Origin of the sequence: Methylobacterium sp. J-090, from assembly GCF_022829345.1 — a bacterium.
Lineage (GTDB): Bacteria > Pseudomonadota > Alphaproteobacteria > Rhizobiales > Beijerinckiaceae > Methylobacterium.
On sequence record NZ_JAKSXV010000051.1, the window covers coordinates 1 to 9,603 of the forward strand.

The 9,603-nt window shown below is 71.3% G+C and carries 9 protein-coding genes and 1 pseudogene; 7 read left to right on the forward strand and 3 right to left on the reverse strand.

Features of this window, described 5'->3' with window-relative positions:
- Positions 1-140: pseudogene (locus tag MKK49_RS07795) on the forward strand (response regulator); the annotation flags it as partial.
- Between the two features lie 149 nt (positions 141-289).
- Here the strand turns inward: MKK49_RS07795 and MKK49_RS07800 are convergent.
- Both MKK49_RS07800 and MKK49_RS07805 read right to left on the reverse strand, forming a co-directional pair.
- Complete coding sequence (locus tag MKK49_RS07800) at positions 290-955, reverse strand: DUF1134 domain-containing protein (protein WP_244027544.1); 666 nt, start codon at positions 953-955, stop codon at positions 290-292.
- 145 nt (positions 956-1,100) lie between these two features.
- Positions 1,101-1,952 carry a 3'(2'),5'-bisphosphate nucleotidase CysQ gene (locus MKK49_RS07805; protein WP_244027546.1) on the reverse strand — a complete coding sequence of 284 codons (852 nt, stop codon included), beginning with the start codon at positions 1,950-1,952 and terminating at the stop codon, positions 1,101-1,103.
- A gap of 266 nt (positions 1,953-2,218) precedes the next feature.
- Between MKK49_RS07805 and chpT the strand changes: the two genes are divergently transcribed.
- From chpT to MKK49_RS07835, 6 genes are all read left to right on the forward strand, one after another.
- Positions 2,219-2,923: a histidine phosphotransferase ChpT gene (chpT, locus tag MKK49_RS07810; protein ID WP_244027548.1), complete on the forward strand. Its 705-nt coding sequence runs from the start codon at positions 2,219-2,221 to the stop codon at positions 2,921-2,923.
- A gap of 227 nt (positions 2,924-3,150) precedes the next feature.
- A complete protein-coding gene (locus tag MKK49_RS07815; protein ID WP_244027551.1) occupies positions 3,151-5,913 on the forward strand; it encodes a hybrid sensor histidine kinase/response regulator in 2,763 nt (920 codons plus the stop codon).
- Between the two features lie 37 nt (positions 5,914-5,950).
- Positions 5,951-6,442 carry a chemotaxis protein CheW gene (locus MKK49_RS07820; RefSeq protein WP_244027557.1) on the forward strand — a complete coding sequence of 164 codons (492 nt, stop codon included), beginning with the start codon at positions 5,951-5,953 and terminating at the stop codon, positions 6,440-6,442.
- A gap of 70 nt (positions 6,443-6,512) precedes the next feature.
- Positions 6,513-6,914, forward strand: a complete 402-nt coding sequence (locus MKK49_RS07825; protein WP_244027553.1) for a response regulator — start codon at positions 6,513-6,515, stop codon at positions 6,912-6,914.
- A 117-nt stretch (positions 6,915-7,031) separates the two neighbouring features.
- Positions 7,032-8,174, forward strand: coding sequence for a chemotaxis response regulator protein-glutamate methylesterase (locus tag MKK49_RS07830; RefSeq protein WP_244027558.1), 1,143 nt, complete (start codon positions 7,032-7,034; stop codon positions 8,172-8,174).
- The gene (locus tag MKK49_RS07835; RefSeq protein WP_244027555.1) at positions 8,171-9,070 is read left to right on the forward strand and encodes a CheR family methyltransferase; all 900 of its coding nucleotides are present in this window, start codon (positions 8,171-8,173) and stop codon (positions 9,068-9,070) included. The genes MKK49_RS07830 and MKK49_RS07835 overlap by 4 nt, the downstream gene beginning before the upstream one ends.
- A gap of 150 nt (positions 9,071-9,220) precedes the next feature.
- On the opposite strand, the gene MKK49_RS07840 is transcribed toward MKK49_RS07835, so the two are convergent.
- Positions 9,221-9,603, reverse strand: a 383-nt coding sequence (locus tag MKK49_RS07840; RefSeq protein ID WP_244027556.1) for a winged helix-turn-helix domain-containing protein, incomplete at its 5' end; no start/stop codon positions are given.

A 9,603-nucleotide genomic window follows, 5' to 3' on the forward strand; every position in this document is an offset into this window, starting at 1 on the left:
ACGAGATCACCCCCGACATCATCCTGCTCGACGCGGTGATGCCCGGCATGGACGGGTTCGAGACCTGCCGGCGCCTCAAGGCCAAGGGCCACCTCGGCCACGTGCCGGTGATCTTCATGACCGGCCTGTCGGAGACCGAGCCCGGTGCGGTCATGCGGGACGCTCCGCCCCTCGTCCGAGCGCCGCGGAAAACGCATCTGCGATGGCCCTGCCTGGAAGGCGAGGGGGCCCGGCGCGGCTCCTCTGCGATCGCTCGGCGGCGGCGCCGGCCCCCTCCCCGGACCCGGCCTCAGAACGGGTTCCAGGTCGGCCGGTCGGTGAACTTGAGGTAGCCGATGTTGATGCCGAGGCGGGCGCCGACGCCCGTGCGGATCGGCACCACCACGACGTCGTCGGCGGTGACCGCCGTCATGCCGAAGCCGCCGATGAAGTAGGCCGAGCCGTCGACGCCGACGAAGCGGCGGTAGAGTCCCTGCACCGCCGGCAGGTTGTAGACGAGCATCATCGTGCGGTCGCCGTCGCCGCCGACGTCGAAGCCGATGGACGGGCCCTGCCAGTAGATGCGGCGCTTGCCGGCGTTGCGGGTGTAGAGGGTGCCCTCGCCGTAGCGCACGCCGCCCACGATGGCGCCCGACGCCTCCTGGCCGAGGATGTAGCCGTTGGGCTCGCCCCAGCGCCGGGTCGCCTCCTCGACGGTGAGGGCGAGGCCGCGCGACATCGAACCGAAGAAGCGGTGGCCGTTGTCGACGATCTCGGCGGGCCGGAAGGTGCCGGGCCCGGCTTCGTCCGGGGCGGCCGGCGCCGTCCGGGCCGGCGCCGCGCGGGCGGGGACCGTGACGGCCGGGACCACGGCGGCCCCGGCGAGGAGCGACGCGGCCAGGGCGAGACGGACGCGGGACCGGGCCCCCGATTTCGGGGGAGCGGGGGATTGCGGGGGGAAGGGGGATTTCAGCATCGTGCCTCGTCGCGTGCGGTGCCGGCCGGCGGCCCCGGCAAGGCCCTGGATACGCGCGCGTATCCGAATCCGGTCCGATGATGACGCGAAACACGGTCAAGATTTGGTTAACGCGGCCGCGGGCTCCGCTCGGGCGTGGCGCGCGTCAGGCGTGGTGCCCGGCGGCGGAGCGGCGCGGCGCGGGGCTCGACGCGGGCAGGTCGAGGCGGGCGGCGTAGCTGCGATCCCCCAGGGCCGCGAACGGGCCGTTGCGGTAGTAGCGCGCGTGATGGCCGTAGGTGATCGGCTGGCCCGACGGCACCACGACGCAGCCGCCGGCGCTCGTGAGCACGTGGTCGCCGGCCGCCGTGTCCCATTCCATGGTCGGTCCGCAGCGGACGTAGATGTCGGCCTCGCCCGAGGCGATGAGGCAGAACTTCAGGGCCGAGGCGGCGCCGCGCCGGCCGCCGACCGGCAGGTGCGCGAGGCAGGCCTCCGTCTCGGCATCGCCGTGGCGGCTGCTCACCAGGGCGACGAGGCCGTCGGCGGGCACGGGGCGCACGCCGATGGCCCGGTGCGGCCCCGGGCGGCCGGCGACGATGGCGGCCTCGAAGGCCGTGGCGCCCGCCCCCCAGACCCGGCAGAGGCCGGGCGCGGCCAAAGCCGCCGCCACGGGGCGGTTGCCCTCAACGAGGCCGATATTGACGCTGTATTCGCGGTTGCCGGCGAGAAAGTCCTTCGTCCCGTCGAGGGGATCGACGAGGAAGAACAGGTCGGCCGGCGGGCGGTCGGCGGAGGATTCCTCGGCCACCACGGGAATCCCGGGCCAGTGGCGCTTGAGGGCCGCGAGAATCATGGCTTCGGAGGCCGTGTCGGCGAGGCTCGCCGGCGAGCCGTCGGGCTTGAGCACATGCGGACAGTCGCCGCCGTGGTAGCCCCGGAGGATCTCGCCCGCCTGGCAGGCGATCTCCGTCAATGTTGCCGCGATACGGTCGCGCGTCGGCGCGTCGAGTGACATGATCCACTCCTCATGCCCCGGCGCGGACGGGTTGTCGAGCCGGCGTCGAGCCACGCCGGATGCTTTTCCGAACCGGCATCCCGCCGGTGCTGGTGCTTTTCCGAACCGGCATCTTGGCGGTCCTGGTGCTTTTCCGAACCGGCGTCCCGCCGGTGCTGGTGCTTTTCAAAGCAACGGGCGGCGTCTATCGGTTCCGGTGGCGACCGGCCGCGACGTTCCGGCCATGTCGCCCGCGGCCCCTTAAAGTGCCTCGCGCGGAGCGCAAGATGACCCTCGTCCAACTCGATGCCCTCGACCTCTCGGCACTGCTGTGCTCCCGGGTCTGCCACGACGTGATCAGCCCGGTGGGCGCCATCGTGAACGGCCTCGAGGTGCTGGAGGACGAGTCCGACGCCTCCATGCGCGAGTTCGCCCTCGAACTCATCGCCAAGAGCGCGCGCCAGGCCTCGGCCCGGCTCCAGTTCGCCCGCATCGCCTTCGGGGCGGCGGGCTCGGCCGGGGCCTCCATCGACCTCGCCGACGCCGAGAAGGTCTCGCGCGGGATGTTCAGCGACGACAAGACCCAGCTCGCCTGGTCGGCGCCCCAGGCGCTCTACCCCAAGAACAAGGTCAAGCTCATCCTCAACCTCGTGGTGATCGCCCAGAGCGCGATCCCCCGCGGCGGCCTCATTGACGTCACCGTGAAGGGGGACGGCGAGGCGCCGACCATCGTCATCACCGCCAAGGGCTCGCACGCGCGCATTCCGCCCCATGTCGAGGCGCTCATCGCCGGCACGCCGGAGGGCGGCACCGTGGACGCCCACGCGATCCTGCCGTTCTACGCCGGCCTCGTGGCGCGCGCGGCCGAGATGGACGTCACCTTCGCGATCACCGGCGACATGGTGACCATCGGGGCGGTGCCGACGCCCGAGCCGGCGCCCCACGACGCCCCCCCGGCCGACGACGAGCCGCCGGAAACCGCCCTCGCCTGACCGGTGTCCGGGGCGCGATCCGCCCGTCCGGGACCGGGTCATCCCGAGACCGGCGCGACGTGGCCACGGTTGAAGTCGATTAACCATAGTCACGTGCCCGGCGGCACAATGTCAAATATTACCCGGTTTCCCTCCAGCGTCTCACCCGGCGAAACTCTTCACTAACCCATTCAGGCACAAAGTCCGGATGCACAGACCGTAGTGCGTATCTGGACCGAGTGCCTCTCATGGACGACTTGTTGCGTGAGTTCCTGACCGAGAGCGCCGAGCATCTCGACACCGTCGATGCCGAGCTCGTGCGCTTCGAGCAGGACCCGAACAACCAGACGATCCTCCGGAATATCTTCCGCCTCGTCCACACCATCAAGGGCACCTGCGGGTTCCTCGGCCTGCCGCGCCTCGAGGCGCTGGCGCACGCCGCCGAGACCCTCATGGGCCAGTTCCGCGACGGCATGCCGGTGACCGGCCCCGCCGTGAGCCTGATCCTCGTCACCCTGGATCGGCTGAAATCGATTCTCGGCGAGCTCGAGAACACCGGCACGGAGCCGACGGGCAGCGACGACGACCTCATCGACGCCCTCGACGTCATGTCCGCCGGACCGATGCAGGCGCCCGCGCCCGCCCCCTTGCCGGCGCCCATTCCCGCGCCCTTGCCAGCCCCCGCGCCCGAGATCAGGCTGCCCGATCCCGTCGTCCGCGAGCTGAAGCCCGGCGAGGTCACCCTCGACGACCTCGAGCGCGCCTTCCTCGAGGCGGAGGGTCCCGACCCGTTCGACGCGCCGGCCCCGCTGCCGGCGCTGGCTCCCGCCCCCGAGCCCGTGGCCGCCCAGGCCCCTCACGCCCCGGCCCCCGCGGTCGAGGCGCCCGTCCCCGACGAGGCCGTCGCCCCGGCCAAGGCCCCGGCCAAGGACGGCCCGTCGGAGGGGACCGAGGGCGGCGTCGCCAAGGTCCAGACCATCCGGGTGAACGTCGACACCCTCGAACACCTCATGACGATGGTGTCCGAGCTGGTGCTGACCCGCAACCAGCTCCTCGAGATCGCCCGCCGCCACGACGATTCGACCTACAAGGTGCCCCTGCAGCGCCTCAGCCACGTGACGGCCGAGCTGCAGGAAGGCGTGATGAAGACGCGCATGCAGCCCATCGGCAACGCCTGGCAGAAGCTGCCCCGCGTGGTGCGCGACCTCTCGTCGGAACTCGGCAAGCAGATCGAGCTCGTCATGAGCGGCGCCGAGACCGAGCTCGACCGCCAGGTCCTGGAGGTGATCAAGGACCCGCTCACCCACATGGTGCGCAACTCCGCCGACCACGGCATCGAGTCGTCGGCCGACCGCAAGGCCGCCGGCAAGCCGGTGCGCGGCACCATCCGCCTGTCCGCCTACCACGAGGGCGGCACCATCACGATCGAGATCGCCGACGACGGCAAGGGCCTCGATCTCGCCGCCATCCGCCGCAAGGCCGTGGAGCGCAAGGTCGCCTCCCAGGCCGAAGTCGAGCGCATGACCGACGCCCAGGTGGCGAAGTTCATCTTCCATCCCGGCTTCTCCACGGCCGCGGCCATCACCTCGGTCTCGGGCCGCGGCGTCGGCATGGATGTGGTCAAGACGAACATCGAGCTCATCGGCGGCGTCATCGACATCAACACCCAGCTCGGGCGCGGCACCACCTTCACCATCAAGATCCCCCTGACCCTGGCGATCATCGCCGCCCTCATCGTCAAGGCGGGCGACCTGCGCTACGCCGTGCCGCAGGTGGCGGTGCTGGAACTGGTGCGCGTCGACAAGTCGACGGCCCAACAGGTCGAGCGCATCAACGGCTCGCCGGTCCTGCGCCTGCGCGAGCGGCTCCTGCCCATCGTCACCCTCACGGGCGTCCTCGGCCAGGCACCCGCCGCCACCGACATCGATTCCGGCTTCGTGGTGGTGGCCCAGGTCGGGCGCCAGCGCTTCGGCATCCTCGTCGACGAGGTCTTCCACACGGAGGAGATCGTCGTGAAGCCGATGTCCTCGAAGCTGCGCCACCTGCCGCTGTTCGCCGGCAACACGATTCTCGGCGACGGCGCCGTGGTGCTCATCGTCGATCCCAACGGCATCGCCCAGCAGGTCAGCCAGAGCACCCAGTCCGGCGCGATGCCCGTCGAGGCCGAGGCCGAGGAGACCGAGGCCGCCGACGCCAAGGCGACCCTCCTGGTCTTCAAGGGCGGGGCCGGCAGCTACAAGGCGGTGCCGCTCTCCCTCGTCACCCGCCTGGAGGAGATCGACGCCGCGAAGGTCGAGTGGGTCGGCGGCCGTCCGCTCATCCAGTATCGCGGCCGCCTGATGCCGCTGGTTCCCGCCGATCCTTCCATCGAGATCCGCAAGACCGGCACCCAGGCCCTGGTGGTGTTCTCCGACGGCGAGCGGGCCATGGGCCTCGTGGTCGACGAGATCGTCGACATCGTCGAGGAGCGCCTCGACGTGGAGATCTCGGCCGACCGCTCCGACCTCATCGGCTCGGCCGTCCTGCGCGGCCGCGCCACGGAGATCATCAACATCGCCCACTTCCTGCCGCTGGCCTACGACGACTGGGCGCGGGGCCCGAAGAAGGCCGCCAAGCGGTCCTCGACCCTGCTGCTGGTCGACGATTCGGCCTTCTTCCGGGACATGCTGTCCCCGGTCCTCAAGGCGGCGGGCTACAACGTGATCACAGCGGCCAGCGCCGACGAGGCGGTGGCGGCCCTGCTCTCCAACGGCCGCATCGACGTCGTGGTCTGCGATCTCGAGATGCCCGGCCGCAACGGCTTCGACCTCGTCGGCGCCATGCGCAAGGTCGAGGGACGCGTCGCCGGCCTGCCGGTGATCGGCCTCTCGGGCACCATCGGCCCCGAGGCCATCGCGCGGGCCCGCACCCTCTCGATCCTCGACCTCGTGGCGAAGTTCGACCGCAGCGGCCTCATCGCGGCGCTCGCCGAGATCGACGCCGCCGCCCCCAGCCACGCCCACGCCGCCTGATGCCGGCCCTCGCGCACGATCGGAGCCCACGTCCATGATGCAGGCCGCAAACAGCAACGCCGCGAGCGCCGAGGCGGGGGCGACCCACGACTTCGTCACGGTGTTCGTCGGCGAGACGATGTTCGGTCTCGCCATCAACCGGGTCCACGACGTCTTCATCCCCGCCGGCGTGACGCCGGTGCCGCTCTCGCCGCCGGAGATCGTCGGCCTGCTCAACCTGCGCGGGCGGGTGGTGACGGCCCTGTGCCTGCGCCGCCGGCTCAGCCTGCCCGACCGGGAGGGGGACGCCAACCGCATGGCCATCGGCCTGGAGCAGGGCGGCGAGACCTTCGCCCTCATCGTCGACGGCGTCGGCGAGGTGCTCAAGCTCGGGGCCGACACCCACGAGCCGGTGCCGATCAACCTCGACGCGCGCTGGCGCGACCTGTCGCTCGGCGTCCACCGCCTCCAGGGGCACCTCCTCGTCATCCTCGACGTCGACGCCCTGCTGGCCTTCGGCGCCCCCCGCCTCGCCGCCGGTGCGGCCTGATCGTGCCGCGGCGCCTCATCATCCTGCCGCGGCGCTCGCCGAACCTGTCGCACTCCACGGGGACACACCGATGAAGACCTGCCTCGTCGTCGACGATTCCGCCGTGATCCGGAAGGTGGCCCGCCGGATCTTCGAGACCATGAACTTCCAGGTCGGGGAGGCCGAGGACGGCCAGATGGCGCTCGCCGCCTGCGGCGAGGCCATGCCGGACGCCATCCTCCTCGACTGGAACATGCCGACCATGGACGGCTACGACTTCCTCAAGGCCCTGCGGCAGACCCCCGGCGGGGACAAGCCCAAGGTGCTGTTCTGCACCACCGAGAACGATGTCGGGGCCATCGCCCGGGCCCTGCACGCGGGCGCGGACGAGTACATCATGAAGCCGTTCGATCGCGAGATCGTGACCGCCAAGCTCGCCCAGGTCGGCTTCCCCGGCGATGCCGGATTTCCCGGCGAAGCCGGCATCACCTGAGCCCGTCCTGAGCCCTGCCCCGTCGGGTTCGCCCGGCCGGACGCGACCCGACCCCGTCCCGCTCAGCCGAAGCGTCAAGGACCCATGCTGGCTCTCAAACCCATCTCCGCCGCCCCGATGCCGGGGCCGATCGCCGCCACGGGCCCGCGCATCCGCGTCATGATCGCCGACGATTCGGCCGTGGTGCGCGGCCTCGTCGCCCGCTGGATCGCCGAGGCCGGCTTCGACGTGGTCGCCACCGCCTCCAACGGCCGCATCGCCGTGGAGGCCATGGCCCGCCACGACCCCGACGTGATCCTCCTCGACATCGACATGCCGGAACTCGACGGCACCCAGGCCCTGCCGCTGCTGCTCGCCAAGAGCCCGGGCGTGCAGATCGTGATGATGTCGACCCTGACGACCCGCAACGCCGACATCTCCCTGCGTTGCCTGGCGCTCGGCGCCGTCGACTACCTCGCCAAGCCCGAGAGCAACCGCGGCGTCACCACCTCGGACGCCTTCCGCCAGGACCTCATCGAGCGGGTGCGCCTGTTCGGATCGGCCCGGGCGCGCAAGCGCGGGCCGGTTCCGGGCCCCGCCGGGGCCGGGGCGTTCGCCCAGGTGGCCGCGCCCGCGCCGAAGCCGGCGGCCCCCCTCGTGCTCCGGCCCAAAGCCCGCTCCGGCATCGCTCCGCGCGTCCTGCTCATCGGCGCGTCCACGGGCGGCCCCCGGGCCGTCGGCGAGGTCCTGGAGAAGATCGGCAGCGCGACGCTGCGCCAGTTCCCCGTTCTCATCGTCCAGCACATGCCGCCGGTGTTCACGGCGGTGTTCGCCGAGCATCTCGGTGCCCGCACCGGCCTGCCGGCCGCCGAGGGCAAGGCCGACGAGCGGCTCCAGCCCGGCCGGATCTACGTGGCGCCGGGCGGGCGCCACATGGGCCTGACGGGGACGCCCGGACGCCCGGACGCGGCGATCCGCCTCCATGACGGGCCCGTGGTCAATTTCTGCCGACCGGCCGTCGACGTCCTGTTCCAGGACGCGGCCGCGATCTTCGGCGCCTCGGCGCTGGCCGTGGTGCTCACGGGCATGGGCTCGGACGGGACCGGCGGCGCCCGGGCGCTGACCGAGGCGGGCGCCGCCGTGCTCGCCCAGGACGAGGCCACCAGCACCGTCTGGGGCATGCCCGGCAGCGTCGCCAAGGCCGGCCTCGCCCAGGCGATCCTGCCGCTTTCCGAAATCGGTGGCGCGCTCCGCAACCTCCTTACCGGGCAGGGCTCATGACCGACGTCGAGTTCGACTTCCTGCGCACCTACCTCAAGGCCCGCTCGGGCTTGGCCCTCAGCGGGGAGAAGCGCTACCTCGTCGAGAGCCGCCTCGGCCCCGTCTGCCGGCGCTTCAACCTCGCCAGCCTCCACGACCTCGTCAATGCCCTCAAGGGCGGGCGCGAGACCGCCATGGAGAAGGCGGTGGTGGAGGCGATGACCACCAACGAGACGTTCTTCTTCCGCGACCGGGCGCCCTTCGACCTGTTCCGCGACGTGCTGCTGCCCGAGGCCATGGCCCGGCGCGCCGCCCAGCGCCGCCTGCGGATCTGGTGCGCCGCCGCCTCCACCGGCCAGGAGCCTTATTCCCTGGCGATGATGCTGAACGACGCCGCCCCGCGTCTGGCCGGCTGGCACGTCGACCTCGTCGCCACGGACCTGTCCACGGAGGTGCTCGAGAAGGCGAAAGCCGGGCTCTACAGCCATTTCGAGGTGCAGCGCGGCCTGCCGGTGCAGCTGCTGATCAAGCATTTCGAACAGGTCGGCGAGCAGTGGCGCATCGCCGCCCCCTTACGCCAGATGGTGGATTTCCGGCCCCTCAACCTGCTCAACCCCTTCGACGGGCTCGGCACCTTCGACATCATCTACTGCCGCAACGTGCTGATCTACTTCGATGCGGCCACCAAGGGCGACGTGCTCGCGCGGATCAGCGCCAGCCTGTCGCCGGACGGCGCGGTCCTGCTCGGCGCGGCCGAGACGGTGATCGGCCTCACCGACCGCCTCGCGCCGAACGCGCAGCATCGCGGCCTGTACAACCAGGCGGCGGCCCCGGCCCGGGCACCGACCGGCCTGCCGGCGGCGGCCATCGCCTCCGCCCTGACCCCGCCGCCCCTGCGCCGGGCCGTCGGACTGTAGCGCTCCGTCGCGGAGACGGCCGGACGTCTCACCGTTTCCGTCATTCCGGGCCCGCTGCGCGGCCCCGGAATGACGCTGCGGTGCCTTTCGCGACAGCAATAAAAAAGCCCCGCGCGAGCGGGGCCTTTTTGGTGTTCGGGGGGGAACCACCTAGACGGCGATGCGCTCCTCGCCCTCGTTGGGCTCGCGCAGGACGTAGCCGCGGCCCCAGACGGTCTCGATGTAATTCTTGCCCGAGGAGGCGTTGGCGAGCTTCTTGCGCAGCTTGCAGATGAACACGTCGATGATCTTCAGCTCGGGCTCGTCCATGCTGCCGTAGAGGTGGTTGAGGAACATCTCCTTCGTCAGCTTCGTGCCTTTGCTCAGCGAGAGGCGTTCCAGCATCTGGTACTCCTTGCCGGTTAGGTGGACGCGGCTGCCGCAGACTTCCACGGTCTTCTGGTCGAGGTTCACGAGGAGGTCGCCGGTGGTGATCACCGACTGGGCGTGGCCCTTCGAGCGGCTGACGATGGCGTGGATGCGGCCGACGAGTT

Coding starts and splice junctions, on each gene's coding strand:
- MKK49_RS07835 (WP_244027555.1), top strand. CDS start 8,171: ATGACCGACGTCGAGTTCGACTTCCTGCGCACCTACCTCAAGGCCCGC.
- MKK49_RS07815 (WP_244027551.1), top strand. CDS start 3,151: ATGGACGACTTGTTGCGTGAGTTCCTGACCGAGAGCGCCGAGCATCTC.
- MKK49_RS07820 (WP_244027557.1), top strand. CDS start 5,951: ATGCAGGCCGCAAACAGCAACGCCGCGAGCGCCGAGGCGGGGGCGACC.
- MKK49_RS07805 (WP_244027546.1), bottom strand. CDS start 1,952: ATGTCACTCGACGCGCCGACGCGCGACCGTATCGCGGCAACATTGACG.
- chpT (WP_244027548.1), top strand. CDS start 2,219: ATGACCCTCGTCCAACTCGATGCCCTCGACCTCTCGGCACTGCTGTGC.
- MKK49_RS07825 (WP_244027553.1), top strand. CDS start 6,513: ATGAAGACCTGCCTCGTCGTCGACGATTCCGCCGTGATCCGGAAGGTG.
- MKK49_RS07830 (WP_244027558.1), top strand. CDS start 7,032: ATGCCGGGGCCGATCGCCGCCACGGGCCCGCGCATCCGCGTCATGATC.
- MKK49_RS07800 (WP_244027544.1), bottom strand. CDS start 955: ATGCTGAAATCCCCCTTCCCCCCGCAATCCCCCGCTCCCCCGAAATCG.